Here is a 25,841-nt window from a genome sequence, read left to right on the forward strand (position 1 = left end):
CAGCAGAGAAAAATGCAAACCAGACGCCTTAACGGCAGGAAGGCCGTGGTGGCATGAATACTCGCGCCATTTCTCTCGACGTCATTGAACCTTGAGGTGAGAAAGCAAACATGTCTATCGGTGAGGAGCGGGAAGATAATCGAGAACAGAGGGGACAACTTTCCTCGATTGAGTGTGAGACGTGGGCCGCTTCGAAAAGCAAGGCTGGTAAGGCATCTGCAGAGGCCAAGAGCGAGCATTTGTGTTAAGGCTTAATTCCCCGAAACCACTGATCTCGCTTCGGTCCCCGCCTGCGCAGTACTGCCCCACACGTCCGGGCAGCGAGAGGCGCAGGTGCTCACCGGTTAAAACGGCTGCGAGTGAAACAGCCCAAGCGAGATCATTTATGCAAGACCGTCGCGAGGCTCCCGATCGGAAGCGAATGCTGAAGCCGGAAGTAGCGCCCTGGCCCGTTATCATCCCTTGTTGTTGCAGCCTTCATGGGCATTCTGTAGCTTGCTAAGCGCCACCTCGGGTAGCCGATGGAAAGGTGGTCGCCGGCTTCACATTTCCGCCAAATCAATGTGAGGCCGGTTTCATTCTGCTGTGCTTTTAGTCGCTCGACCGTGAGGTCTGCGGGAGCGCCTTCGCCCCTCTGTCAGAAGCCTACGATTGTAGACAACAATGTGTTCCTCGACAATAGAGTTCGCTCTGAGGACGATCGGTGGATCGGTACTTACCATACCCAGTGTCTTGTTGACACGGCCCGCAATCTAGAATGACGAGGCCCGGCCGAGTGGATGCAGCGGGTCAGGGGCCGGGCCTCTGCGCTGATGGAACGTCAGCGTACCCAGTGTGATGCGGAATGAGCTATTCCGCATCACAACAAAATGTAATACTCCAAGTATTGTTCAGTTTTGTCTGCGCTGGATTGTCGCATATATTACTGGAGTTATTTTGTTTCTTAAGGGTGCGCAATAAATCGGAGAATGCGGATTATCGCTGTCGCTCAACCGGCGGATCGCAATTCTCGATATTCAGCGCGCTTGATTGAGGCTTTGTCTATCGAGCGCAGGAGGCCAGAGACTGGCAAACCGATGCTCTGGCTTTCCTGATTCAAGCGTTATGTATGAGAGAAACCGTCGCGGCATATCTTCCGTGGTTACTGAGCGCCATCACCATTTCCCATTCCCATCCCGGCAACGACAAATTCCGCCATGTGTGGCTCCTCGGCGTCGGCGATCAGGCTCTCTGGCTCATCTGGATCGTCTATGCGCCGGTGCTAGGTCGGTACCCGGTTCTTCTTAAGATGGCTCATTTAGCGTAGAAGCGCGGCTCCCAAAAGGAGCACCGCGCGAATTTTTTGTCCAGTCGGATCATAAATAGCGACCGATCATGTTTCGCGATACTGGACAGCGGCTTCCATCGCGATCGCAATTTCGATTTCGATTTCGATTTCGATCGCTCGGCGCGGAGCATTGCGCGTTCCAATGACGTGTGCCTTCAGATCCAATCCTGCCTTCAGCATCGGTGCGAGAACTCGTCCGATGTTGGTCGGCACATAACCAAGGCGCACGCCCTTTGTCGTCTCCACCGCTATGCTGTGCGGGTCATAGCTCCGGTCCGGAACCCTATGAAGCCTGACCGGATCTGGAGGGACCACAGGGAAAGACCTATGACCGAGAACGGTGTCCACATTTGTGACATAGGTCGAGAACAAGGCCCGCTTTGATAGCTCCCGCTGGTCCGGTGGTCGGTGTCCCATCGCTGTACTCGGCACTCCCGTGGCAGCGGCGCCGCAGAGCCCGATCATAAAACTGCGTCGTTTCATCGTGCGCTCTCCTAAAGCTGCTCGGCCTGAGCCCCGGAATTCGGCCTGGCGCGCCCTAGGGAGGGCTCTTCTCCGAGCGGCTGCATCGGCCGCGAAGCGAAGGTTCCATTTCCGTCGATCGATTGTCCATCGGACCAGCGACCCTGTGGCGGTTCGCTGCCGTCCTGTTGGAAACCGAGGAAGGCATAGCTGAACTCGCGGTTCTCTTCTGACTGAGGATGGCTGTTGGGGATCGGGTACACATTCTCGTTGCCCCCCAATTCCTCGATGGCTGCGAGCCACTGGTTCTGGTGCATGGTATCTCGGGCGATAAGAAACTGCAGCATTTCCTTCATACCGGGGTCATTCGTCATGTTATGGAGACGCACTGCAAGAATCCGCCCGGTCGCCTCCGCCGTGACGTTCGCTCCCATGTCGGCCGCAATGTTGCCGCTGGCGTAGATATGAGACATGTCGAAAGGCACCCCATCGGAATCGACGGGCATTGCTGAAAGCCCGGCCGAAAGAAGGTTCTTTAAATTGATACCCCCAAGCACCGCGCCGGCGACGGGATCGGCGGCTGCATCTTCCTGCATGGAAAGCGGTGCGTTCTCCAGGTTGAGTGCTACAGCTGTCGCTAGCATCTCGATGTGTCCAAGCTCCTCGGCGGCGGTATTCAGCAGAAGATCGCGGAACTTGGGATCGCCACGTGCGCCCATGGCTTGGAAGAAGTACTGCATCGCCACCCGTATTTCGCCCTCCACACCTCCGATTGCCTGTTGTAAGGCGCGAGCGAAGAGAGGATTCGGATTTTCGACGCGGACTGGAAACTGCAGTTTGTTGTCGGTGTAAAACATGGGTCTTTCCTCCTTGGGAACGAAATCAAACAAGCCCGCATGAGGAATGTTCCGGGCCGGGAGGAACTTTTCGCTATTTCCAGATCCAGCCCAGACAGGACGTCAAAAAGAAAATGGCGGCGCCATTGCCCTCGTGCTGCAGGGTGACAGTACCGCCGGATCCGAACGCTCTTGTCGTTGACGGTGAGGCTTCCGGAATTGCCGGCGTGACAGTCCGCAAGTTGCCGCGTTACCCGGTGACCGGCGATCTTGCTGGGCCGCCTCGCAGACTGGCAGTGCTACGAGGCGAGAGATTACGGTCGGCGTCTCCTCGCGGGGGCTACCGCCGCGTGCAGCAAAATTGCCCATTGCCGTGATCGTGGACACCAAGGACGAGAATGCGAAGCAGTTCGACGCGCGCGAGAGCTTTTGTCGTTTCAGATCAGCCGTTGAAGTTGTTCCAGCCGATGTCGGGTATTGACGCGCTGTTCAATTCGGACAAATTTCGACGGCTAAGCACCATGGATGCGAATGCGCACCGAACACTAAGCCCAGGCGCCGGAACGCGAACAGATGCCCGATCGGGCTGCCCCTTCGGATTTTTGGGGTTGTTACAGTAGGCGTCTTGTAACACCCCCTTGACCATTGCTCGTTTGAGCGGTGGAACCAGTCTATGCCGGTCGACTGGCGCATCACTGTTCGGTGGGTGTTCACAGCGGCCGCGGGCTGAGGTGCACAGCCCGGTATTATCCTCACTAAACCCTGAGGCTAAGACTGTTTCCATTCCGCCAGAATCCTCTCGCGCTCCTTGCGCGTACGGGAAAAACGATCCTTGGCAGTCGCTAAGACCTGCGGCGAGGCCTCCTGCACCGTTCCAGAGCTATAAGGTGGTGCAGGCGCATATTCGAGTGAGAGTTGGACCGTCTCTGCTTCCTCCTTGCCCAGGAGTTCTCCGATCAGTGCCAGCCCGAAATCAATACCGGACGTGACACCCCCCGCTGTGACGATATTTCCATCCCAGACAATGCGGTCCTCGACCGCGGTTGCGCCGAACCGGTCAAGAAAATCCATGGAGTACCAATGCGTCGTGGCGCGCCTGTTCTTCAAAAGACCGGCCGCGCCTAGAACGAGAGCGCCCGTACAGACTGACGTGAGGTAGCGGACCGCTGGGGCTTGCTCGCGCACGAACTCAAGAACCGTTTCGTCCAGCAGCAGCGCATTCACGCCCCCGCCGCCCGGAATGCAGAGGATATCGAGTGGCGGGTGGTCATCGAACGTGGCCGTCGGCGTCAATGGCAAGCCCGTCGAGGACATGACTGGGTTGCGGTCCTTCCAGACGAGATGAACCTCGGCTCCGTTTGCCGATGCGAATACCTCATATGGTCCCGTCAAGTCCAATTGCTGGATGTTGGGAAAAACAAGAATGCCGAAACGTAAGCTCATTGAGGCGTCTCCAGATATTGACACTGCTAAACGTATCAGGTCCAATCTTGGCCGGATTGCCAATCATCCCTCGGATCATGCCAAACGAACTTACCCGCATCGAAATACTTGCCTTTCCCGGCGTCCAGTTGCTCGACGTAGCGGGTCCGTTGCAGGTCTTCAGCACCGCCAATGAAATTCTCAACGCCCAGGGAATGCAGGCACACTACGAGATCACTGTGGTTGGAAAGCACGCCGACACCCTGACAAGTTCAGGTCTGGCAATCGCGACGCACCAACTGCCGTCGAGTGATGATCCGATTGATACGCTGGTCGTTGCGGGAGGAAGAGGCGTTAACGCAGCAATCGACGATGACGCGTTGCTAAGCTGGATTCGCCAACGTTCGCAGGAAGCCAGACGCACCGCGTCGGTCTGCAGTGGCGCCTTTCTGCTCGCTGAGGCGGGTCTTCTGGAGGGCCGCCGTGCGGTGACCCACTGGGGGCGTTGCGCCGAATTTGCGGCGCGCTATCCATCTGTGCGTCTCGAACAGGATCCGATCTTTGTCTGCGACGGCACTGTCTGGACCTCTGCCGGCATAACGGCCGGCATTGACCTCACGCTCAACCTGGTTGAAGCCGACCTTGGAAGGAGCATCGCAACTGCCGTGGCCCGGCATCTGGTTGTCTATCTGAGGCGCCCAGGTGGTCAGGCCCAATTCAGCACCGCCTTGTCCCTTCAAGGAGGCGAGAGCGGATTTGACCGCCTTCACGCCTGGATTTTAGAGAATTTGCGCGGAGATCTTTCACTTTCACGGCTAGCGGAGCAGGCGCACATGAGCACTCGCAGCTTTTCGCGCCATTACCACCAGGCAACGGGGATTACTCCCGCCCGCGCAATCGAAAAACTGCGTGTTGAGGCAGCTCGCCAAATGCTTGGACAATCCATGCCGGTATCGCGTGTGTCGAGGCAATGCGGCTTTGGCTCCGAAGAAACCATGCGCCGGGCATTCTTACGGAACCTTGGTGTTACACCGCGGGAATACCGGGAGCGCTTCGGGGCCACATAGGCAGACCGAAGCAGCGCTACGCTGATCTCGATTCCGGATTTTAGCGACCAATTGGACGCTATAGAACCGGCGGTCTGCAGTTCCGCCGGCATCAGGTTATCGCGCAGCCAGCTTCTTTCGCTTTTTGGAAGGAGTAGGGGAGACAAAGCCGGTTCCCTCGCGAGGCGTGCTTGGCGCAGCCGTCTGGTCTTCTCTTCGCGAAGCTGTAGTTCCGCTTCTATGATGGCTCGGGCGGAATTGTTCGTCTTTTTGAACGTGTCATCTCGTTTCACAAACGCTGACCGCTGAGAGGTGGACCCGCTGTTCTCTTCCATGGTTGGTCCTCCCGTTCGTGATGCCGACTTGGCAGCAATTGATGCGCTCGCGGACAACGGAACTTTTGCGGTTTAGTTCCCGATAAAAGAGCGATGCTGCTTGACGTGGTGTGTCTAGCCTGTGCCACACTGATGTAGCACATAGACAAGATCAACACTGTCCCCATGATCCACGTGAAGTAACGCAAAATGACACCAGCAATTTTTTCCAAATATGCCCCTCCTAAAAAACGGCGGAGTTCAAAAGAACTGCCGCCGGGTCTAGGCGAAAGACCGAAGAATCCGGGCATCCAGGGCTCTCGTGGCTGGACTTGCTGGATGCTCCGAGCCCACAAACATTTGACCCGCATTTTTGTTCCCGTTCGCGGGCATCACAGCCGGAATAATATCCAGCGGTAGCATGACGGCCGGCATGACAGCGAGACAGTCAATAGGGCTGCTGCTCGATAGGGTGTATATCCTGACAGCCGGCCGCCGGCGCGCGGCAAGTCCTCGTAAGCAGAATTTACTATGGATAGAACCGTGCCTCCCGGTGCGGCGCTCCTGCTCGATCACAGTCGGCACGACTGCCACCAAGGGCGCAAGCGTGACCATCACGAGAAATGATCTGCGCATCATGATTTATCCCGTTCTGAAACACCGGGAAGAATCGAAGGTAAGGCGTCAGGATCAAAGGAACTATTGTCTTAGAGTCTGTCAGGGTTATGTTGAAACATATCCTGCATGCCTGAGATAGGCGGCGCATTCGTGCGGGCTGAAGGCTTTGAGGACTTCGCCGAGGCGTCTCCATATCGCGTCGACGCTGCGCTCGTCGGATTTGCGCAGCAGGGTCTTCAGTTTGGCGAACATCATCTCGATCGGATTGAGGTCGGGGCTGGCGGCAGGAAGAACAGATGGGCGCCGGCATGCGGATGGCGTTGCGCGCAGGCTTGCCCTTATGGCTGCCGAGATTGTCGAGGATGACGATATCGCCGGGATTGAGGGTTGGTGCCAAGCATTGCTCGACCCAGGCGGTGAAGGCAATGCCGTTGATCGGGCCATCGAGCACGAAGGGCGCGACGATGCGGTCGTGGCGCAGCCCGGCGAGGAAGGTCAGCGTCTTCCAATGGCAATGCGGTATTCTGGCGAAAAGCGGCTGGCCGCGCTGACACCAGCCGCGGGTGCGCGTCATGTTGGTTTTGTCCCAGGTTTCGTCGACGAACACCAGACGGCGCGGATCAAGTCGATGTTGATGGGTCTTCCAGCGGCTTCGGAACCGCGCCGCCTTCGGCCTGTCCTGTTCGCTGGCGATCAGCGTTTTTTTATGTCTTGCCTTCGCGGCGCAGGAAACGCCAAACGGTGTCGTGAGAGACATCGATCCCGGCCGCCTTCAGATCGGCGGCAAGCGCCCGCACCGCCCAATCGGGCTTGGCCGCCAGCCGACGGTGAACCTCATCGGCCGCCGCGTCCCGCAGCATGGGTTTGACATGGCCACCCATCTTGGCCGCCGCCAAACCGCGGCCGGAGCGGTCGAGTTGACCGATCCGCACCGCCGTCGCCGCTGATATTCCAAAGCGCAACGCTGCCGCCCGCACCATCATGCCTCCTGCCAAGGCGTCGGCGACGCGCTGGCGTAAATCAAGAGAAAGAGGTCGCGCCATCATTGCTGGCCTCCTCACCAGCAATGATCTTGAATCACAATCGCAGCAAAAAGGGTATCCCGGTTCGATTCAGCTTAAGGCTGACCGACTCTAAGGTCGGCAAAAAAATCTTCCATTCGAGGTCGTTTACCTTCGGGTCGCTACAACGATTGACAGACAGGCGGATAAAAAGTGGACCGGGATCACCGATCCGCAAAAGCTGATCATCATCGACGAGGCGGGTCTTTCAACGAAGATGACACGTCTGCGTGGGCTTGCAATTCGAGGTGAGTGCTGTCGCGCTGGCGTGCCGCATGGCCATTGGAAAACAACGACATTCACGGGAGCTCTGCACCTGACTGGCACGACCGCGATGTTTGTCTACGACGGAGCGATGAACGGCAACGTTTTCCTGGCCTACGTCGAGCAAGTCTTGCTACCCACCCTCGAGCCTGGGGATATTGTCGTCATGGACAATCTGCCCGCACACAAAACAGCAGGGGTGCGCGATGCCATCGCGCGCATGGGTGCCAAGCTGAGGTTCTTGCCGCCATACAGCCCCGACTCCATCCCATTGAGAACGCCTTCTCAAAGTTGAAGGCCATGTTACGGGCGCGATTGGCGCCGTCGACGCACTGGCGCCCCGCTTCACGCCAGCGGAATGCGAAAGCTACTTCAGGGCTGCTGGATATGACCCGAATTGAAATTGATCTGCTCTAGATATTCGAAAAAGACAATAGTCTGCCTCTATGCACAGCAATCGTAAAGTACATGATGGGATCGTAAAAGCAACAGAAAATCAAAGATCGACATTGGGAATAATTTTGATCCTAATTTTTACTTTTGCTTAAATCGTACGTCGTAGTATAGCTCCGATGAAATCCCGTCTCACGATGAATTGCGGGGTAGGGGTGCTAGTATAAGGGTGCCGAACATGAACATCGGGCGTAGAGACTTCGTCAAGGGATGCGCAGCGTCTTCTGTCCTATTGCTGGTGGGCATTGACAGCGCCGCGAAAGGGGAGGCGAAGACGCTCAGCGCACCGGCCTTCGGCGCCGCTTCATCCATCGAGAAGTCGATCAAGGCGAGCTTCGGCGGTGGCTTCTCGCTACAGGCCCATGCCCAATCAGATGGACTAACTTACGCCAACATCGAACATTCTGGAAACCGGTACGCAGTCGCCTCTGCAGACTTGCTGGACTGGAAGATCGTTCGGTCCTCTCTATAAGCAACCTGAGCTTCGCATCTACTTCCCTTAGAAGATTGTCGTTTTCTATGGTTTCAGACTACTTGGGTATCGATGGCTGAGGCGCCCTTTCAGAGCCGAATTAATAGCAGCAGTTTTTGGAGGTTGAGCGGTGGCCGATAAGATCAACAGCATTCGCATCCATCCCGGTATAGGCATTGCTCGCCTGGGGGACAGTGACGAGTTTTACATTGGTCCCGAAGCGCCGGGAATTGTGGTCGATCCGGGTGGTAGCAATGGCCCCGGGCCAGACGGCGGAACCTACCGCGATAGCGGAGCGCGATTGAAGCGCCAGGCGCAGCGATATCGGGTCTATGCCTATGATGCCGACGGCAACGTCGTCGATGAACTCTCCTCCGAGTCAGACCTCGTGCAATCCATTCGCTGGCGGGTTCATGTCCGGAACATGAAGTCGGCGAATTATGCCTTTCAAGGGGCGTATCTGTTCGATCCGGACAAGTTGCGGAACCCATCCATCCAGCCGGGTATGAAGCCGGTCGAACGTGACAAGCTCATCATCGATCCCGGTGTGCATACGATCGCCTCTGGGCAGGTCGGCCCGGTCGTGATGAAAGGCGATGTTTTCACGGGCATTGAAAAAGGCACGTTGCCTGGTCAATTGCGTTTTGAGGGTTTCACCCCGAAGGACCCGTCGAAAGAGGTTGAGGTCACTTACAAGGCTGCCAACGATATCGAGCTGGGGCAGCTTCGCCTCGACTCCAAGAACCGCCTTTTGTTCGTTCCGGCGCCCGGGAAGAGCGAATGCGTCACGACACCCAAGGTGGAATTGTCGAATCCGAGTATGACGGTCAACCCTCCGAACGGTCCGGAAGACGGTAAAAACCCACTGACGAACCAGTTTGCATATTTCAACATTCCGGGATGGTGGGACGACACATGCGAAGGTGAAATCGATGTTACGGTCACGCTCAAGGATGGCACTGTCTTGAGCACGCGCGACAACGTGAAGTCGGCGACCGACGAAGGCACGAGGAACGCGCGCGCCGGAGCGTGGATCGTCACTGCGCCACCGAAATTTGCACCCCACATGTATCACGTGGTGTCGATACTGGATCGCGTCTACGAGGCCTTCCCTGAAGCATACCCCTACGCCAAACAGAAGACGAATTTCTACCGCGATATTTATCCCATCTTCGCCAAGGCGGTTAATTATGGCTGGGTGAGCGCCGAGGCTGCGGGCGTTACACCGGAAACCAAGGACGCCGCTCATGGTCCGAAGCAGCCGGGTAACTTGCTCAACAGCGATTACATGACTGCTTTCATCGACCCGAGCGAGAACAGCCAGCCGACAAGGCAGATGGTCTATAGCCTGATGCGGCAAGCGGCCGGAAAGAACGGGCGGCTGGTCGATTCACTGATGCCGCCGCCGCCAGAGCGCCCAACCAGCTGGAAGAACGACGAATTCAAGCGCGACGAGGAAGACTACAAGATGCCCAAGCTTTGGGGCACAGCGGGCAAGCCGTTGCAGAACAAGCAATTGGGCAACAGCTTTCCCAACCAGTTCCTGAGCCTGACCGAGATACAACTCAATCACATGAAAGAGTGGGCCGACGGAAACTTCGAGGTCGGCGTTCCGCCAAAGCCGGTGCCTCTTGAGTCCTTGCCGCTCGCCGAGCAGCCACACGCGCTGGACAGTTCGGCGCTGGAGCCCACCATCGGCGGCGGATTCCATCCCGGCATCGAATTCCCGTATCTGATCATCTATCGGGAAAATTTCGCCGAGGCGTTCCGCGTCAATCAAGGTATCGAGCCCGGTTCGCTCGCTGCCTATATGTCGTGCCCGTGGCAGGGCGATTTCTGGTCCTGCAATCAGGCGTGGTGGCCAGTTCAGCGGCCGGATATAGTGTTCACATACGACAAGAAGAACCAGACCCGTACCTACAAGGAATGGTTCCGCGGATATGATGAACAGGGCGAACCGCTGTCATCCACTGATGGCTACAACCAGATGGCCTATGCCTGGTCGAAACTGGGGATGGTGCTGCCGATCAGGAATGAGGACGGCAGCTATCTGAAGGACAACGGCCAGATCGTCTTCGTCGAACAAGAGCGCGATCCGGCACTGAACCAGCCGCCGGCCAAGAAAACATAATTCGTGCCTCTGATGTCGCAGTCCGAGCGGACCGGTGCAACATGGGACGTGGTCATTGTCGGCTCCGGACCTGCAGGATCCGCAACCGCTATTACGCTGGCCAAGTACGGCCGGCGTGTACTGTTGGTGGAGAGACGGGAATCCTCCAGCTTCAAGCTCGGCGAGTCCTTGCCGCCGGCATCGATCGGTCTGATCAAACACTTCCTGGGCGACCCTGAAGGTCCGGAACAGCAACTTCCCGGCCTGTTCAGCACGGCCGGCAACGTCTCGCTATGGGCGAGCGAGCAGGCCGATATCGCCGACTTTTTCTTTACGCCGTCCGGCCACGGCCTGTGCATCGATCGATTGGCTTTCGATGAAGCCCTGCGCGCGAATGCGGTTCGCGCCGGCGCAACCTTGCTCAAGGGTATCGGTTTGCGCTCTTGCGCGCGTATCGCTGATGGCTCCTACAATTGGCAGTTCACATTCATCTCGGATGCAGGTATCCGGCAGGATCGCGCCCGTTATCTCGTCGATTGTTCCGGTCGGCAGGCGGTTGTAGCCCGGATGCTCGGTGTCCCGATCACCCCTGATGACGATCAGTTGTTCGCCTATGCGCAGTGGTTTTCCTGCACCGGCGACGATGATGACCGCTATACAAGGATCGAGGCCGCGCCAGCCGGCTGGTGGTATAGCAACCGCTTGCCAGGCGCTGATGGTGGCGAAACAGGGCGGTTGGTGGTCTTTCATTCCGACAGAGATTTGCCGACAGCGAGACTGGCTGCGTCACGGCAAGGCTTCGATCAACTGCTGAATGGCTCGACACATATCGCACCATTGCTCAAAGCCGGCGGCTATCATCCCTGCCGGACCATCCGGGGCGCGCCGGCGAACAGCCAGCGACTGCGAGACTTCGGCGGTGACGCCTGGATCGCGGTGGGCGACGCGGCACAAGCCTATGATCCACTATCATCGCAAGGCATCGACAAAGCGCTCAGGACGGCCAGCCATGCCGGACACATGATCCATTATGCGTTGACAGATCGCCCGCAGAGCGCCGCGGGATTGGGCATGGGCAATATCTACATCCACCAATACGTCGAGCAACAGCGCCAACTCTGGCAAACATATTTGTCGCGACGAGATTTTTACTATGGCATCCAGCCCCGCTGGTCTGATCAACCGTTCTGGCAACGCCGGCGGCAGTTGGCGAATTAGATTAATTCCGGGGCAGCAACGTGTGGCCGATTTTCGTTTGCCTCATGCGGCATGATCAGCGGCCGACGCTGCCGTCAAAGCGACAGCCATTCACCGGCTGTCGTCAATCGTGGTCAGTTTATCGGGTGGGGACCAGCGACGACAGGCCGGCTGGTCGCCGGAAGCGGACACGCCGCCTGACGGCGCCGTGGTCCCTCTCTCTGCTGACGGCCCATCTTACACCCGCCACTCGTCACGCTCGGGTTCGAAGGAACAATTTCAGTCTGAGAAGCTTAGGCCGCCGAATTGCTCCGTATGAAGCCGACGACGCTTGCATCGAGAATGAAGGCGCTGGGCACAACATAATGCCGCGCAAGATAGATGTGCCTCCAAGGCGAAGGCTATATTCGGCGCTGAAAATCTCAATCTTCTGCTTTTGCTGGAACGCGGTCATGTTACCGCGATACGCGAATGGCTGACAGGCAACTCGCAGATCGCGCGCTCGGCCAGCGCGATGATTGATATTCCAGCGAATTGACCGCCATTCGCCTGACCCCGGCCCATTACGGTATCTAGCCAGAATGATGCGACGGCCGTTTCGAGTCCCCTTGGCCGCAGCTTCGTTCGGTGCTGAATGACATCATCCGCATTGGTGGGATCGATACTCTCACGGTGAAATGCACTGTAATAGGGGAAACGGTGATCGGCGCCCCAAGTCATGATATCAGGACGCCGATCGCCATCTTGGCAGATTGTAAATCGCTGCCTCATTCCGCGGGAACGGGCATGCTGTTCATGGTCCTGGAGGACTTGTAGGAAATCGACGCGGCATGGAATTCATCGGCCAGCTTGGCGTCGATCCTGGTCAACAGGCTCACGCCGACGAAGATCAGTGTCGAGACCGGCAGCGCCAGCACGCCCGCATTGAGACCGAAGAGCTTATTGCCCGTCAGATACATCCAGATGACGAAAGCAACGCCGCCGAGGATCGAAGCAAGCGCTGCTGCCGCCGTACCGCGCCGCCAGAAGAAGGCGCCCACGATCGCCGGGACAGTGACCAGCAGCCCCACCGAAGCCGCCACCGACAGGATGGCGATCATCGAGAACTCCATCGCCGCGAAGACCAGCGAGACGATGGAGATCATCGGTATGATCAACTTTCCGACAAAGAGCTGGCGGCTGTCGTTTCTGTCGCCGGTGATGTTCCCCCAAACGTCACGGGAGAAGACGGATGACAGCGTCAGGAGGATGGAGTCAATGGTGGATACGGCTGCGGCAAGGATGCCGACCATCACCATGACACCCAAGACCGGCGGTACAAAATCCGACGCGAGCAGCGTCGACGTCGCCAGATCTCCCTTTTCCAGTTCAGGGAAGGCAACGAATGCCGAGAAACCCCATAGCACCGACACAATAGTGTAGACGAAGCCAAAGCACAGGAAGATGATCAGCATGCGCTTCAGGGCCTTGAGCGACGCGGGCATGTAGAGCCGCTGGCTGACCTGCGGGTTGGAAATGGCGAAGAAGAACCACGGAATGGTCAGGCCCAGGAAGGTGGTGAAGCTGAACAGACCGGGACCCGGTACCTGCAGCAGTTCCGGCTTGGTCTGACTGATCGCGCCAAACAGGCCGGAGAAGCCGCCGAGCTCGATGATGACAAGGCCGCAGACCAGAACGGAAGCGATGATCATCATCAGGGCCTGCAGGCTGTCCGTCCACATGACTGAGCGGATGCCGGCCACATAGGAGAAGATGATAGCCAGAACAGCGGCGATGACGACGCCCCAGAGAAATGGAATGCCGCCGCCGGTCATGCCTGACAGGAGATAACCGACGCCGGAGAGTTGCACGGCTGAATAAGGGATCAGGAAAACGAGGCTCACGAGCCCCGCGGCAACCGCAACCCATCGGCTACCATAGCGGGTGCCCAGCATTTCATATGGCGTGACGAAGCCATATTTTTTGCCTACGGCCCAGAAACGGGGGCCGAATATGGCGACCAGCGAGACGCCCGCGAAATAGATTATCTCGAAGCCGAGCGCGCCGACGCCGCCCTTGAAGGTGAGGCCGGCGAGACCGATCATCATGAAGGCGGAGTAGGTTGTCGCCGAATAGCTCAGGGCGGACAGGATGCCGCCCATGGAGCGATCGCCGAGGAAGTAGTCGGACATCGTGGCGGATTTGCCGGTTCGCGAGATGTAGGCGACCACGAAGGAAGCGATGACATAGAGGACGAGGCCCCAGACGACGAGTGTGACGCTCATGCCTCGTCTCCCTCGAAATCGCTGGTGGCGAGGATATTGAGAATGATGATCGCGACGCCGGCCGCGCACCAGAACAGAAAGGCGCCATACCATGCCGCCACGGTGGACAGCAGGGTATAGGGCACGACGTAACAGGCGAGAACGACCACGCCTATGAGCACTATCGCTGTTTTTGACATTTCTTATGTCCCTCTAGAGATTGACGGGGCTTCCGCCCGCCTTGTGACCTGCGGGCCGGAATGGTGTGAGCGACCTGCCGGCCGAATGGATCAGAGCGAGGCGAACCAGTGCTCGATATCCGACGCGTCGGTCACGTCGGCATATTTCTGGGCCATGTCGTACAGGTTGGCGTCGTGCGGGACCTGGGCCCGGTCACCGCAGCAATCCGCAGGTACGAGCACATTGAAGCCGGACTGTACCGCATCCACGACGGTTGCGCGTACGCATCCCGAGGTCGTTGCCCCCGCGACCACCAATGTATCGACGCCGGCGCCGGTAAGCAGCGCCGCCAGCGCCGTACCATGAAAAGCCGAAGCGCCCTTCTTGGTGATGACCGGATCGCCGGACTGGATGCCCGTGGCCTGGTCAATTTCGACAAGCCGGCTGCCTTCCACCAGCGCCGCCATCCCCGTGGCCTTGCGCAGCCACGGCAAAAGGGCGATCTCGCCCGGATGGTAGGCGATCGTGGTGAAGATGACCGGAAAGCCCCGCTCCCGCGCGATATCGGTCAGCCGGCGTGTCGCGGCGATCTGTTGGGACATGTCCGAGGCGGTCGGATAGACAGTGTCGGTGAAGCCGTAGGTGAAGTCGACGACGACGATCGCCGGCCTCTTGCCGCGCGGTACCAACTGACCAAATCCCGCGGCCTTATAGACCTGTTCCTGTGACATATCGTTCCTTCTCCCAAGGAGCGCCGTGATCAGGCGCGCTCCATCTGGATGTCCTTCACGACAATGTCGCCATCGATAACGATCGGCTCGTCGTCAAGGAAGAGCGAGCATCCCCGCATCGGAATGTCGAGGTGGCAGGCCGTGTCGTTGGGGCCGCCCAGCTCGTTGTTGGGACCGGTGGAGAACATGACATTGCCATAGAAGCTGCGCGGCTCCATGCCCATGCCGCCCGGAAAGGCGCCCGGCACCAGATTATGCCACTTCGCGTTCGGATTCATGCCCCATCCGACATGGCTCATGCCTAGGCCGCGCTGGTCGTTGAAGGACGTCATGTAGGACTTGACCAGTTCGGCATCCAGACCCCCCCGGATATCGGTGATCCAGCCCTTCTCGATGGTATAGATGATCGGCTCGCGTACATAGATGTTCTGCGGCAGGAGAATGTCGCCCGGAGCAACCACGATCTGGCCGTCGACACCGTCGTCGTCACCGCCCGTGAAGACGAAGCCCGACGGCCAATGATCCCAACGGCCCGGCTCGTCCGTGCAGGCATATTCGGTCATCGTCGGATAGACGTTGAGCTTGTAGGTCACGTCGGTACCATGCGGAGAGGTGATCCGCATGACCTTTGCCTTCGACAGCAGCTCGCCGGCGATCTCCACCTTTTCCCGCAATTCCTTTGTCGGCAGCATGCGAGCAAGAAGTTCCGGCGGCTCGACCGCGGTGAGGATACGTGTGCCGGCAGCCTGGATTGCCATCTGCTCCGGCGAGAAGAGAAGGAATATGCAGTCGATCAGCATGTCGCATGATTTGAGCGCCTCGACGGCATCAGGCATGGCCGCCAGACCAGTCAGGCCCACGTTCCAGCCGCTTGTGGGTAGGGGGGCCGGCAGGCGCATGTGGTACATCAGGGCGCCCAGGCGCAGCCCGGCGGCCATGAAGGCATCGGCATAGTCGAGGCGCTCGTTGCCCTGGGTGAGAACGATAAGCTTCTCGCCTTCCCGTACGCCCGACATCTTGAGCTGGTGCAGGCAGATTTCGGTGAAGCTGGTATGGTCCATCTGGCGTTCCTTTCAGTTCTTGTCTGTCGGAGTGCGGAAATCCATGACAGCGGCGAGGAAACCCTCAAGATCGTCCCAGGGGATCATATGCCCCGCCTTTTCCACGATCCGGGTTTCAATCGCCGGTACGAGCGTCCTGATTTCCTCGATGTCCTCGTTTGCGACAACCGGCGCGCCGCCCGCCACGACGAGGCGCATGGGCAACGGGATATGCGGCAGGTCCGCATGAATGTCGTCGGTTTGGAAGCCATCGAAGGCCGTGCGAATGGCGTCGAGCTGGCAGGTGTGGAGCCACTCGGCGCGCAGGGCGTTCTGCTCGTCCGTCCAGGTCGGGCAAAAGCGCCGCATTTCCTCCTTCGAACATCCCTTTCGGGCCATGAGGATGGAGTCCTCATACCAGGCCCAGGCGGCCGGATAGGGCCGGCGGCCGGGCCCGGAAACCGGCGGATCCACAAGCACGAGACCGGAGAACGTCGCCTGCGCACGGCGGGCCGCGCGGATTGCAACGCGCGCGCCCATGGAATGACCAAGGATAATCGGCCTATCCAGGTTGGCTGCCTCCGCCACGGCCACCGCATCGGCGGCCATGGCCTCCAGCGAGTAGTCGAGGTCACCGGACTCGCTCAGGCCCCGGCCACGCACGTCAAGCACATGCACATCGAATGCCGCGGCAAGTCTTTCGGCAACAAAGCCCCAGGTGATGGCCGGAGACGTTATGCCGGGTATGAGAAGCATCGTCGGACCCTTGCCCGCGTAGTGCAGCAGATGTTGCCGGATGCCGTTTGCGTGGACGTTGTAACCCTTGGCCATATTCGGCGCTCCTTAGTATGCGCCGGACAGCAGCGTGCCGCCGCCGGGTACGCGCGTATCGAGCTTGAGGGCGTTCAGCATCTGCCAGGTGGTGGCGATGGCGGCCGTCAGGACCGGCTTTCCCGTCACGGCCTCGGCCATCGGCACCGCCGGCAGCGACGGCATCTGCACGCAGGCCGACAGGACTATTGCATCGACGTCCGAGGTATCCATTTCGCGCACGATGCCCGGTAGCTTCATCGGGTCGTGAGCCGCGACGGCCAGGTTGTCCTGGATCTCCAGCGCGCGCCAGGTCGCAACCTCGATGCCTTCGTTGCGGATGTAGTCGACGACCATTTCTGTCAGCGGTTTCATATAGGGCGCGACGACGGCGACACGTTTCGCGCCGATCGCCTTGATGCCCTGGATCAAAGCTCCCGCCGAGGTGACGACAGGCGCGGATGCGCCGTTGTCGCGTGTCACGCCGTGCAGGCGGTCGGCCGAGACACAATGATAGCCATGTCCCATCGACATGATCGCGACCAGACAGGCGTAGCCCAGCACATCCACCTTGGCATCCGAGAGTTCGAGCGCACACCGGTCGGAATCGGCATCCATGGCCGCCAGTTCCTCCTTCGTCACGTGCTTCATGCGCATGCGTGAGGAGTGGAATGTGAACCGTTCCGGGGCGATGCTTTCACGCGCCCTGAGGAGAGCGGGGATCTCGGTCTCCATCGTGATGTTGGAACTGGGGACGATTTGCCCGATGCGATAAGTCTTCATGCGAGTGGCTCCGTCGATAGAGTGAAGCCACGATAATTGTTCATTTGAATAATAACAAGCCCAAATTTTCATCCTGCCGCCGCAAAGGGCTGCTGCTTAGACCGGAGCCCTCATTCCGGCGGCAAGAAATCGTACGAGATGGTCCAGCATTTCGTCCTTGCCAAAGGACGTCAGATGCCCTTCCGTCAGGTCGCCGATGCGACCCAGATCATTGAGCATGAACAGATAGGTGCCGACGAGAAAGGCCATGCGCACGCTGATGATGTCCTTTGGGATGTCGGGAAGGATTTTGGCCAGAACCGCGATGTAGCGTTTCACCGATGCATCATAGACCTCCCGGCGCAGCCGCAGCGCGTGTTCCTCCGGCTCGGCGTGAAGCCGCGCTTGCATCGCGACGAAGGCGGCGCCGTTCGGCCCCGAATATTTCATGTCCCACTGGGGCTTCAGATATGCGTAGACCACATCCTCCACAGTCGGTGTATCATTGAACTCCAGCAATCGGTCGAGGATCACATGCCGATTTCCGGCCAGTACGCTGCCTCGTCGGCGAAAGCATTCCTCGAACAGATCGCCTTTGGAACCGAAATAGTAGCGAATCAGGGCCTGACTGACGCCTGCCCGCGCAGCGATGTCACGGAGATTGGCACCCTCGAAACCGAGTTCGGCGAAGGCGAGTTCGGCATGATCGAGAACCTGATTGCGCAAATCCGAGTCGTGCTGTCCCGGCCCAGATCTGGATGGGCGCCCTGGTCCACGTATCCTGGATTTCGGTTTCGAACGAGCTTCAGCCACGCAATTTTCCTTGTATCGGTTGCCGTTTCTGGACGCTCTAGCACATTTTCGAAGCGTTAATTGTGCAGCTGCACAATTAATTTAGTCTTTTGAGGAGCTGTACCAGCGTGTCCCGCTCGATGGGGGAAAGCGGCGCGAGCGTCGCCTCCGTGATGCCGCGCACCTGGGGCATGACCTCGTCGAGCAGCCTGCGGCCCTCCTCGGTCGTGGAGAGGATGTGCCGTCGCCGATCCTCTTCGTCCTTTTCCATGCGAATGAGGCCGCGCGCGATCAGTCTCGCTACCACTCCCTTGGTCGTTGCCGCGTCCATGCCGACGAGCCTTCCAAGGGCATTCTGGGAGATAGGCCCTTTGGCTTCTCGCAGTCGATAGAGGGTGGAGAACTGCGTTGGCGTCAGTCCGCCCGAAATCCGTCCCATGAAAATGGCCATGTGCCTCTGATAGGCAAGCCGAAGAAGAAACCCGACCTGGTCATCAAGGACGTAGTTTTCATCGTCTCTGGGCATCGTCATCTGGCAAGCGCCTTCCTTCGGGGGCCTGACCCCAGTCATCCCGAACTGCCCTATCTGCTGCCATCGCGTCAAGGCTGTCGAGTGCAACCTGCAGGCCTCCCGCCGGATTGGCCCAACCGTTTTTGCCACAACTTCCGGCACTCCACCAAATCCCCTTGGCAAAACGGCTTTTCGCAATCCAACCATGGTGTGGCGAGCACAAATCGAGGCAAGGGCCATAAAATTCATTTGCATACATACAATTTTTCTGCTCACATGACGTCAACGCTCCGTTCAGAGGGCGATCCAGAGGGTAAATATGACCGACCAGCTCCGTTTGACCGTGAACGGCACGCAATATGCGCTGCCATACCCGGGAAACCGCACACTTCTAGATCTGCTGCGCAGCGACCTCGGGTTGACCGGCGCCAAATATGGCTGTGGCCTGGCCCAGTGTGGCGCCTGTACCGTGCTTATGGACGGAGCGCCGGCCCGGACCTGTGTGCTGCGGGCATCGCGGGCAGCGGGACATGACATCACAACGCTGGAGGGGCTCGCCGATCCGGTAACCGGCGCCCTCTCGCACGTCCAGCAGGGCTTTCTCGAATGCGAAGGCGCCCAGTGCGGTTATTGCCTCAACGGTATGGTCATGACGGCGACCGCGCTTCTGGCGAGCAACCCCACCCCCTCGCGAGAGGAGATCAGGTCCGCTTTTCGTCATAACCTTTGTCGGTGTGGCACACATCTCGAAATCATCGCCTCCGTCGAGCGGGCGGCCGAGCTGATGCGGGCGGCGCGTGATGACTGACCGGTACCGCGAAGGCGTGCTCTCCATTTACGACGACCGCTCCTCGGGACGGGCCGTGTTTCTCACCCTCGACGCGGAGGGCATCGCCACCGGCTATAACGGTCATGTGGACCTTGGAACCGGAATCGAGACGGCGCTGGCGCAGATCGTGGCTGAAGAACTGGACCTGCCTCTATCGGCGGTTCGCATGGTGCTGGGGGATACCGCGCTGACGCCGGATCAGGGCCCCACGATCGCATCGGAAACAATCCAGGTCGCCGCCGTTCCGTTACGTCTTGCCGCTGCGCAAGCTCGCAGCTTCCTCGTCGCCGAAGCGGCTCGCCGTTTCAACGCCCCGGCCGAAGGCATAAGGGTGGAGGACGGCACGCTCACCTGGCTCGAAAAGTCATGTACCTATCGTGACCTCGTGGCCGGACAGCAGATTTCACTGCGTCTTGACCAGAACGCGCGCGTCAAGGACCCCGCCGGATACCGCATCGTCGGCCAAAGGGCTGGCCGCCGTGACCTGCCGGACAAATTGCGCGGGGCGCATCCCTACATACAGGACGTGAACGTGCCGGACATGGTGCACGGTCATGTCGTTCGTCCGCCCTATGCGGGACGCGATTGCGGCGATTTCGTGGGCCAGAGCCTGATCGGATATGACGAGGCGGCCGTCTCGTCCATGCCTGGCTTCATTGCCGTCGTCCGGCACGGGGATTTCCTCGCGGTGGTCGCGGATCGCGCCGATCAAGCCCGGCAAATCGCGGAGGCACTGCCGGTGCAGTGGTGCATGCCGCCCGAAATTCCTGACATGAACGATCTTCGGCGGACGCTGAAGGAGCACCCCTCTGTCCCGCGCGGTCTGGACCGGTCCGGTGATTTTGACCGCGGCCTTGGCGAATGCGAGATCACACGCCAGCGCACCTATGTCTGGCCCTATCACGAGCACGGTTCCATCGGTCCTTCCTGTGCCATCGCCGACTGGAACGACGGTTCACCCATCATCTGGTCGGGAACACAAAATCCACACATGCTGCGCGGCGATCTCGCGGTGCTGGTGGATCTGCCGGCCGATCGGATCGAGATCCGGCGCTATCAGGCCGCCGGTTGCTACGGTCGCAACTGCGCCGACGACGTCTGCGGCGACGCGCTGCTTTTGGCACGGGCTATTGGGCGCCCGGTTCGCGTTCAGCTTACGCGCGCCCAGGAGCATCTATGGGAACCGAAGGGTGCTGCCCAGCTCATGGAAGTAGAGGGAGGTCTTCGCTCCGGCTCGCTTCATGCCTATGCCATCGACACCTGGTATCCGTCCAATCGCGGCCCGAATCTGTCGCTGCTCCTGACCGGCCGTATCAGCCCGGAGCCACGCCCCTCCGACATGGGCGACCGGACGATCATTCCGCCGTACCGGGTGCCGAACAAGCGCATTACGGTTCATGACATGGCGCCTATCGTCCGGGCGGCGTGGATGCGTGGCGTATCGGCCCTGCCGAACACTTTTGCCCACGAAAGCTTCGTCGACGAAATGGCCTTCGAAGCCGGAGAAGATCCCGTCGCTTTCCGGCTTCGGCATCTGGACGATCCACGTCAGGTCGAACTGGTCCGTCGCACGGCCGAAACGGCCGGCTGGAGCGAACGCACGGGCCCGCGTTTCCGCCGCGAGGGTCGCATGGCCTTTGGGCAGGGCTTCGCCTTCGCAACCTATGTGCACGGCACATTTCCCGGCACCGCTGCCGCCTCCGCGGCCTGGGTCGTGGACGTGACCATTGACACCGAGACGGGCGAGGTGACCCTCGACCGCGTCTTCATCGGTCAGGATCAGGGCCTGATCGTCAATCCGGACGGGGTTCGCCAACAGATTCACGGGAATGCCATACAGACGGCCAGCCGTGTGCTCGTCGAACAGGTCACCTTTGACGAAATCTCGCCCACGCCGCAAAGCTGGGCCGCTTATCCGATCCAGACCTTTCCCGCCGTGCCGGAAATCGACACCATGCTTATCGCTCGGCCAGGGGATCCGCCCCTTGGCGTCGGCGAAAGTGCCGCTGTGCCGAGTGCCGCGGCGATCGCCAACGCCATCTTCGATGCCACGGGTGTACGCATGCGCGAGGCTCCGTTCACCCCGGAAAAGATGCGCGCCGCTCTCGCTGCGTCCGGCTCGTCTCCCACTGTGGGCGCGCTTGCGAAATCATCCGCCGGTTCCCGCAGCCCACGGCTTAGGAAGCTTCTGGGGCTTGGCACCGCGCTCGGCGGCCTGCTGACGCTCGGTGCCGTAGCCATGCCGTTCAACCGGCCCATCCCGCCCTCAAGCCCGCCGTCACCCGAGACCTTTTCCCAGGCCACGCTGGAGCGGGGGCGTCAGGTTTTCGCGCTTGGCAACTGCGCCACATGCCATACGGCGGAAGGTGGCAAGCCCAATGCTGGCGGCCGTCCGGTGTCCACGCCCTTTGGCACCGTCTGGTCCACCAATATTACCCCTGATCCAGAAACCGGGCTTGGCCGCTGGAGCTACGAGGCCTTCGAACGCGCGATGCGTCACGGGATCAGCAGGGACGGGCACAATCTCTATCCCGCGTTCCCTTATACCTCGTTCGCCAGGATCAACAGCGACGACATGCTGGCGCTCTACGCCTACTTGCAGACGCTCACCCCAGTGTATCTCGAAACCCCGCCGGCCCGGATGATCGCGCCTGCAAACATTCGGCCGGGGCTTATGGTCTGGAATACGCTTTATCACGACGCCGCGCCCTTCGCGCCCGATCCGGCCAGGAACGTGATGTGGAATCGCGGCAGATATCTGGTCGATGCCGCCGGTCACTGTTCCGCCTGCCACGCGCCCCGCAACGCGGCCGGCGCCGAAATGCCTCATCTCACGGGCACCATGATCAAGGGCTGGTACGCCCCTGCGCTGGAGGGGCCGGAGGCCGGCGCCCGCGGCTGGAACGAAGCCACCTTCTTCTCCTATCTGCGTCACGGTCACTCGCAGGTCGCCACCGCTTCCGGCCCGATGGCGGAAGTCGCCGCCAGCCTGCAAGCGCTTCCGGACGAGGACATCAAGGCCATGTCCGTCTACCTGGCGTCGCTGGTGGAAGTGCCGCTCGCGGGTATCGCGAACCCGCCGCTTGCCGAACCACGCGTGGCCCCATCCAGGGCAAGCCAGATCTATGAAAGCGCATGTGCGGTCTGCCACGAACCGGCAATCGCCGGGACGATCACCGCGGCGCGTGCGGGGCTTAGCCAATCCGCCGCCCTGCGCGCACCCGTGCCGGACGCGCTCCATACCGTGCTGGACGAGGGGCTGACGGCGCCCGACGGGCTCCACCTCAACGACATGCCCTCATTCCGCAACGAACTCACACCCGCCGACCGGGAAGCACTGGCCTCCTATCTCCGGCGGCGTTTCGCGCCCGACCTTCCTCCCTGGTGAGATCTGCCGGCCGCCCCCGGGCGGTCCGCCAAGCCGCTCAAGGTCGAAATCCAAATATATCATTCGTATACAAATGAAATATCCAGCAAACAGGAGAGCTCCATGAAAGACAGCAGCGAAAAGGTGGATATCGCGGTGATTGGCGCCGGGCTTGGTGGGGCGGCCGCCGCGGCCCTTCTGGCCAATGCGGGCTTCTCCGTCCACACGTTCGAGCAGGCCCCCGCCTTCACCCGGCTTGGCGCCGGCATTCACATCGGCCCGAACGTCATGAAGATATTCCGCCGCATCGGCCTCGAAAAACGGCTCGGGGAGATCGGTTCGCATCCGGAATTCTGGTTCTCCCGCGACGGCAGGACGGGCGACTATCTTTCCCGCATTCCCCTCGGCGATTATGGTCGCAAGGAATACGGCGCCTCCTACATCACCATCCATCGCGGCGACATGCACGCCGAACAGATTGCCGCTCTGCCTGAGGATCGATTGCATTTCGGACACAGGCTGAATGCCATCGAGGAGCGCGAGAAGGACGTGTTGCTCACGTTCGACAATGGCCGTCGGGTAGAAGCCGGACTGGTCGTCGGCGCCGACGGCATCAACTCGATGATCCGCGAAATCCTGCTCGGCCCCGAAAAGCCGCGCTTCTCCGGCTGGGTCGGCCACCGCGCACTGGTCAACATGGACAAGCTGCGGGCCTCCGGCCTGGAGTTCGAGGCATGCGTGAAGTGGTGGTGGGAAGCCTCGCGCCATATCATGGCCTATGCCACCAAGGGCGACGGCAGCGAGTATTACTACGTCACCGGCGTTCCGGTGACCGGATGGGAACATGAAGCAAGCTTCGTCGACAGTTCCCGCGAGGAGATGGAAGCCATTTTCGGCGGGTCCCATCCCGTGGTGCAGGCATTGATCGACGCCACCGAAACGGTGACCAAATGGCCGTTCTGGAACCGCGATCCGCTGAACCTCTGGAGCCGGGGACGTCTCGTCATGCTGGGCGATGCGTGCCATCCCATGCGGCCGCACATGGCGCAGGGCGCTTGCATGGCCATCGAGGACGCGGCGGTCCTGACCCGCTGCCTTGAGGAAACCGGCACCGAGGGATACCGGGTTGCGTTCCGTCTCTACGAAGCAACCCGTCGCGAGCGGGCCACCAAGGTCCAGACCATTTCCAATGCCAACACCTGGCTGAAGGAGCAGGAGGATCCGGCCTGGGTCTATGCCTATGATCCTCTGACGGCCGCCCTCGGCTAAGGGAAGTGATGCCCCGATGGATTTTGTCCATTGGGAGCCATCCCCTTGCGTTTGGGAGGAGGCAGCTTACGTTTGATCGGATGACCGCCGGAGGTTAGGAGGACGCATGGTGAAGCATCGCATCTATTCTGTCAGCGTGGCGAGCGTCTATCCCCACTATGTCGCGAAAGCCGAAAAAAAGGGACGCACGAAAGCAGAGGTCGATGAAATCATCTGTTGGCTGACGGGGTACAGCCAACAGACGCTTGACGATCAGCTGGCGAAGAACACAAGCTTTGAGGATTTCTTTGCGCAAGCGCCTCGGATGAATCCCTCACGTTCGCTGATTACAGGAGTGATCTGCGGCGTCCGCGTGGAGGACATTCAGGAATCCATTATGCGGGAAATTCGCTACCTGGACAAACTGATCGACGAACTCGCCAAGGGGAAAGAGATGGAGAAAATCCTGCTAAAATAACCAGGTGAATTGCTGAGATCAGTCCGTCTGAACACAGGTACACATTTGTGTTCATGGGATTCTCCCGTCTGCATTGACCACGGAAATGATCTATGCAGCCGCAGTCCGAAATGTCATTATTCCCCCGTTTCAGGTTACGCGGAGTCATCCGAGGTTCCTGCCATGTCACGATCCATCGGCGTGTTGATCTATCCGGGTTTTGAGCTTCTGGATGCTGCAGGTCCGATATCCGCATTCGGCAACGCCAACCTGTTCGCACCCGAAGCCTACTCAATATCAGTGTTCGCGCTGAAGCCAGGTCCGGTCGTGAGCGACTCGGGTGCCGCGATGTACGCGCCACCATTGCCTATGGCCTCGCTGGATACGTTGATCGTGGTTGGCGGAATGGATTGGCGAGTGCCCGCGCACTGCGCTCAAACCATGGCGTGGTTCAAGACGGCGGCTCGTCGTGCGCGACGCGTCACGAGCGTCTGTACAGGTGCGTTTGTCCTGGCCGAGGCAGGATTGCTTAACGGTCATCGAGCGACAACGCACTGGAACTACTGCGCCGAACTCGCGCGGTGTTTCCCGCAGGTGCGCGTGGAACCGGACCGGATCTTTATCAATCGAGATAAGGTGTGGACGTCGGCGGGAGTGACTGCGGGCATCGACCTTGCGCTCGCTCTGATCGGTGAAGATCTTGGTGAAGATGTCGCACGGCGCACGGCACAGGAACTTGTTGTCTACCACCGCCGGCCAGGCGGACAGTCGCAGCTCTCTGCGCTCATCGAGATGGATCGTCAGGACGGTCGCTTCGCAAAGCTGCTCGATTGGATGCGTTCGCACCTGAGCGAGCCGCTCACGATCAACCACTTGGCCGACCAGGCTGCAATGAGTCCTCGCCATTTCTCTCGAGCCTTTGCGGCGGAGACCGGCCTAACGCCCGCCAAAGCCGTGGAGCGGCTGCGCGTAGAGGCTGCGCGGGTGCGCGTTGAAAGCTCCAGTGACCCCATTGACCATATTGGCATCGCTGTCGGATTCACCGATCCTGAGCGCATGCGCCGTGCATTCGTCCGAGCCTTCGGACAGCCGCCTCAATCGCTCAGGCGAGCGGCGCGGGGCGCAGATTCAGCACGTCACTGATGCTGCTCGACGATCCCTCTCATACTAACTCGCCGGACCGGCAGAGCCCGCAGCGGAACCGCCTATGGCATGAAACGAGGGGATTATAGCATTTATGCCATTCGTCCAGTACGGCATTCTTTGTTGAAAGCGCTGACTGGATGGCC

General features: G+C 59.7%; 20 protein-coding genes and 2 pseudogenes. 10 read left to right on the forward strand and 12 right to left on the reverse strand.

Going from position 1 to position 25,841, the window contains the following annotated elements; genetic code table 11:
• Positions 1 to 1,372: 1,372 nt before the first annotated feature.
• The 3 genes from ATN84_RS26530 to ATN84_RS25455 all read right to left on the reverse strand — a co-directional run bounded on the left by ATN84_RS26530 (position 1,373) and on the right by ATN84_RS25455 (position 4,068).
• Positions 1,373 to 1,810, reverse strand: coding sequence for an HIRAN domain-containing protein (locus ATN84_RS26530; RefSeq protein ID WP_082766508.1), 438 nt, complete (start codon positions 1,808 to 1,810; stop codon positions 1,373 to 1,375).
• An 11-nt stretch (positions 1,811 to 1,821) separates the two neighbouring features.
• Positions 1,822 to 2,646, reverse strand: coding sequence for a manganese catalase family protein (locus tag ATN84_RS25450; RefSeq protein ID WP_068885315.1), 825 nt, complete (start codon positions 2,644 to 2,646; stop codon positions 1,822 to 1,824).
• Between the two features lie 747 nt (positions 2,647 to 3,393).
• Positions 3,394 to 4,068 carry a DJ-1/PfpI family protein gene (locus tag ATN84_RS25455; RefSeq protein WP_068885316.1) on the reverse strand — a complete coding sequence of 225 codons (675 nt, stop codon included), beginning with the start codon at positions 4,066 to 4,068 and terminating at the stop codon, positions 3,394 to 3,396.
• A 77-nt stretch (positions 4,069 to 4,145) separates the two neighbouring features.
• Between ATN84_RS25455 and ATN84_RS25460 the strand changes: the two genes are divergently transcribed.
• Positions 4,146 to 5,114 (forward strand): GlxA family transcriptional regulator, encoded by a 969-nt coding sequence (locus ATN84_RS25460; protein WP_068885369.1) that lies wholly within the window; start codon positions 4,146 to 4,148, stop codon positions 5,112 to 5,114.
• A 1,016-nt stretch (positions 5,115 to 6,130) separates the two neighbouring features.
• Here the strand turns inward: ATN84_RS25460 and ATN84_RS26535 are convergent.
• A pseudogene (locus ATN84_RS26535) lies at positions 6,131 to 7,068 on the reverse strand (IS630 family transposase).
• Positions 7,069 to 7,255: 187 nt separating this feature from the next.
• On the opposite strand from ATN84_RS26535, the pseudogene ATN84_RS25480 reads away from it, so the two are divergent.
• From ATN84_RS25480 to ATN84_RS25495, 4 genes and pseudogenes are all read left to right on the forward strand, one after another.
• A pseudogene (locus ATN84_RS25480) lies at positions 7,256 to 7,751 on the forward strand (IS630 family transposase); the annotation flags it as partial.
• A gap of 230 nt (positions 7,752 to 7,981) precedes the next feature.
• Complete coding sequence (locus ATN84_RS25485; protein ID WP_068885318.1) at positions 7,982 to 8,275, forward strand: twin-arginine translocation signal domain-containing protein; 294 nt, start codon at positions 7,982 to 7,984, stop codon at positions 8,273 to 8,275.
• Positions 8,276 to 8,405: 130 nt separating this feature from the next.
• Positions 8,406 to 10,406: a LodA/GoxA family CTQ-dependent oxidase gene (locus tag ATN84_RS25490; RefSeq protein WP_068885319.1), complete on the forward strand. Its 2,001-nt coding sequence runs from the start codon at positions 8,406 to 8,408 to the stop codon at positions 10,404 to 10,406.
• Between the two features lie 12 nt (positions 10,407 to 10,418).
• Positions 10,419 to 11,603, forward strand: a complete 1,185-nt coding sequence (locus tag ATN84_RS25495) for an NAD(P)/FAD-dependent oxidoreductase (protein WP_068885320.1) — start codon at positions 10,419 to 10,421, stop codon at positions 11,601 to 11,603.
• 746 nt (positions 11,604 to 12,349) lie between these two features.
• Here ATN84_RS25495 and ATN84_RS25500 read toward each other — a convergent pair.
• The 8 genes from ATN84_RS25500 to ATN84_RS25535 form a co-directional block, all read right to left on the reverse strand.
• Positions 12,350 to 13,846, reverse strand: a complete 1,497-nt coding sequence (locus ATN84_RS25500) for a sodium:solute symporter family protein (protein ID WP_068885321.1) — start codon at positions 13,844 to 13,846, stop codon at positions 12,350 to 12,352.
• Positions 13,843 to 14,025: a hypothetical protein gene (locus ATN84_RS27625; protein WP_068885322.1), complete on the reverse strand. Its 183-nt coding sequence runs from the start codon at positions 14,023 to 14,025 to the stop codon at positions 13,843 to 13,845. Before ATN84_RS27625 ends, ATN84_RS25500 begins: the two co-directional genes overlap by 4 nt.
• Before the next feature lie 90 nt (positions 14,026 to 14,115).
• The gene (locus ATN84_RS25510; protein WP_068885323.1) at positions 14,116 to 14,736 is read right to left on the reverse strand and encodes an isochorismatase family protein; all 621 of its coding nucleotides are present in this window, start codon (positions 14,734 to 14,736) and stop codon (positions 14,116 to 14,118) included.
• A gap of 29 nt (positions 14,737 to 14,765) precedes the next feature.
• Positions 14,766 to 15,797 carry a 2,5-dihydroxypyridine 5,6-dioxygenase NicX family protein gene (locus tag ATN84_RS25515; RefSeq protein ID WP_068885324.1) on the reverse strand — a complete coding sequence of 344 codons (1,032 nt, stop codon included), beginning with the start codon at positions 15,795 to 15,797 and terminating at the stop codon, positions 14,766 to 14,768.
• Between the two features lie 12 nt (positions 15,798 to 15,809).
• A complete protein-coding gene (locus ATN84_RS25520) occupies positions 15,810 to 16,607 on the reverse strand; it encodes an alpha/beta fold hydrolase (RefSeq protein ID WP_068885325.1) in 798 nt (265 codons plus the stop codon).
• A 12-nt stretch (positions 16,608 to 16,619) separates the two neighbouring features.
• Positions 16,620 to 17,369 carry a maleate cis-trans isomerase family protein gene (locus tag ATN84_RS25525; protein ID WP_068885326.1) on the reverse strand — a complete coding sequence of 250 codons (750 nt, stop codon included), beginning with the start codon at positions 17,367 to 17,369 and terminating at the stop codon, positions 16,620 to 16,622.
• A 96-nt stretch (positions 17,370 to 17,465) separates the two neighbouring features.
• On the reverse strand, positions 17,466 to 18,074 hold the full coding sequence (locus tag ATN84_RS25530) for a TetR/AcrR family transcriptional regulator (RefSeq protein ID WP_244491225.1): 609 nt from the start codon (positions 18,072 to 18,074) through the stop codon (positions 17,466 to 17,468).
• Between the two features lie 163 nt (positions 18,075 to 18,237).
• Complete coding sequence (locus tag ATN84_RS25535; RefSeq protein WP_068885371.1) at positions 18,238 to 18,672, reverse strand: MarR family winged helix-turn-helix transcriptional regulator; 435 nt, start codon at positions 18,670 to 18,672, stop codon at positions 18,238 to 18,240.
• 298 nt (positions 18,673 to 18,970) lie between these two features.
• Between ATN84_RS25535 and ATN84_RS25540 the strand changes: the two genes are divergently transcribed.
• The 5 genes from ATN84_RS25540 (at position 18,971) to ATN84_RS25560 (ending at position 25,695) form a co-directional block, all read left to right on the forward strand.
• A complete protein-coding gene (locus ATN84_RS25540; RefSeq protein ID WP_068885328.1) occupies positions 18,971 to 19,459 on the forward strand; it encodes a (2Fe-2S)-binding protein in 489 nt (162 codons plus the stop codon).
• Positions 19,452 to 22,868 carry a molybdopterin cofactor-binding domain-containing protein gene (locus ATN84_RS25545; RefSeq protein ID WP_068885329.1) on the forward strand — a complete coding sequence of 1,139 codons (3,417 nt, stop codon included), beginning with the start codon at positions 19,452 to 19,454 and terminating at the stop codon, positions 22,866 to 22,868. Before ATN84_RS25540 ends, ATN84_RS25545 begins: the two co-directional genes overlap by 8 nt.
• A 102-nt stretch (positions 22,869 to 22,970) precedes the next feature.
• A complete protein-coding gene (locus tag ATN84_RS25550) occupies positions 22,971 to 24,116 on the forward strand; it encodes an FAD-dependent monooxygenase (protein WP_068885330.1) in 1,146 nt (381 codons plus the stop codon).
• 106 nt (positions 24,117 to 24,222) lie between these two features.
• Positions 24,223 to 24,573 (forward strand): DUF2200 domain-containing protein, encoded by a 351-nt coding sequence (locus ATN84_RS25555; RefSeq protein WP_068885331.1) that lies wholly within the window; start codon positions 24,223 to 24,225, stop codon positions 24,571 to 24,573.
• Positions 24,574 to 24,735: 162 nt separating this feature from the next.
• A complete protein-coding gene (locus tag ATN84_RS25560) occupies positions 24,736 to 25,695 on the forward strand; it encodes a GlxA family transcriptional regulator (RefSeq protein ID WP_068885332.1) in 960 nt (319 codons plus the stop codon).
• Positions 25,696 to 25,841: the final 146 nt, after the last annotated feature.

Origin of the sequence: Paramesorhizobium deserti (genome assembly GCF_001558695.1) — a bacterium.
Lineage (GTDB): Bacteria > Pseudomonadota > Alphaproteobacteria > Rhizobiales > Rhizobiaceae > Paramesorhizobium > Paramesorhizobium deserti.

Bases quoted from the DNA above. Each gene is read 5' to 3' on its own strand.
- ATN84_RS26530 (WP_082766508.1), bottom strand. From the start codon at position 1,810: ATGAAACGACGCAGTTTTATGATCGGGCTCTGCGGCGCCGCTGCCACG.
- ATN84_RS25450 (WP_068885315.1), bottom strand. From the start codon at position 2,646: ATGTTTTACACCGACAACAAACTGCAGTTTCCAGTCCGCGTCGAAAAT.
- ATN84_RS25455 (WP_068885316.1), bottom strand. From the start codon at position 4,068: ATGAGCTTACGTTTCGGCATTCTTGTTTTTCCCAACATCCAGCAATTG.
- ATN84_RS25460 (WP_068885369.1), top strand. From the start codon at position 4,146: ATGCCAAACGAACTTACCCGCATCGAAATACTTGCCTTTCCCGGCGTC.
- ATN84_RS25485 (WP_068885318.1), top strand. From the start codon at position 7,982: ATGAACATCGGGCGTAGAGACTTCGTCAAGGGATGCGCAGCGTCTTCT.
- ATN84_RS25495 (WP_068885320.1), top strand. From the start codon at position 10,419: ATGTCGCAGTCCGAGCGGACCGGTGCAACATGGGACGTGGTCATTGTC.
- ATN84_RS25500 (WP_068885321.1), bottom strand. From the start codon at position 13,846: ATGAGCGTCACACTCGTCGTCTGGGGCCTCGTCCTCTATGTCATCGCT.
- ATN84_RS27625 (WP_068885322.1), bottom strand. From the start codon at position 14,025: ATGTCAAAAACAGCGATAGTGCTCATAGGCGTGGTCGTTCTCGCCTGT.
- ATN84_RS25510 (WP_068885323.1), bottom strand. From the start codon at position 14,736: ATGTCACAGGAACAGGTCTATAAGGCCGCGGGATTTGGTCAGTTGGTA.
- ATN84_RS25515 (WP_068885324.1), bottom strand. From the start codon at position 15,797: ATGGACCATACCAGCTTCACCGAAATCTGCCTGCACCAGCTCAAGATG.
- ATN84_RS25520 (WP_068885325.1), bottom strand. From the start codon at position 16,607: ATGGCCAAGGGTTACAACGTCCACGCAAACGGCATCCGGCAACATCTG.
- ATN84_RS25525 (WP_068885326.1), bottom strand. From the start codon at position 17,369: ATGAAGACTTATCGCATCGGGCAAATCGTCCCCAGTTCCAACATCACG.
- ATN84_RS25535 (WP_068885371.1), bottom strand. From the start codon at position 18,672: ATGACGATGCCCAGAGACGATGAAAACTACGTCCTTGATGACCAGGTC.
- ATN84_RS25540 (WP_068885328.1), top strand. From the start codon at position 18,971: ATGACCGACCAGCTCCGTTTGACCGTGAACGGCACGCAATATGCGCTG.
- ATN84_RS25545 (WP_068885329.1), top strand. From the start codon at position 19,452: ATGACTGACCGGTACCGCGAAGGCGTGCTCTCCATTTACGACGACCGC.
- ATN84_RS25550 (WP_068885330.1), top strand. From the start codon at position 22,971: ATGAAAGACAGCAGCGAAAAGGTGGATATCGCGGTGATTGGCGCCGGG.
- ATN84_RS25555 (WP_068885331.1), top strand. From the start codon at position 24,223: ATGGTGAAGCATCGCATCTATTCTGTCAGCGTGGCGAGCGTCTATCCC.
- ATN84_RS25560 (WP_068885332.1), top strand. From the start codon at position 24,736: ATGTCACGATCCATCGGCGTGTTGATCTATCCGGGTTTTGAGCTTCTG.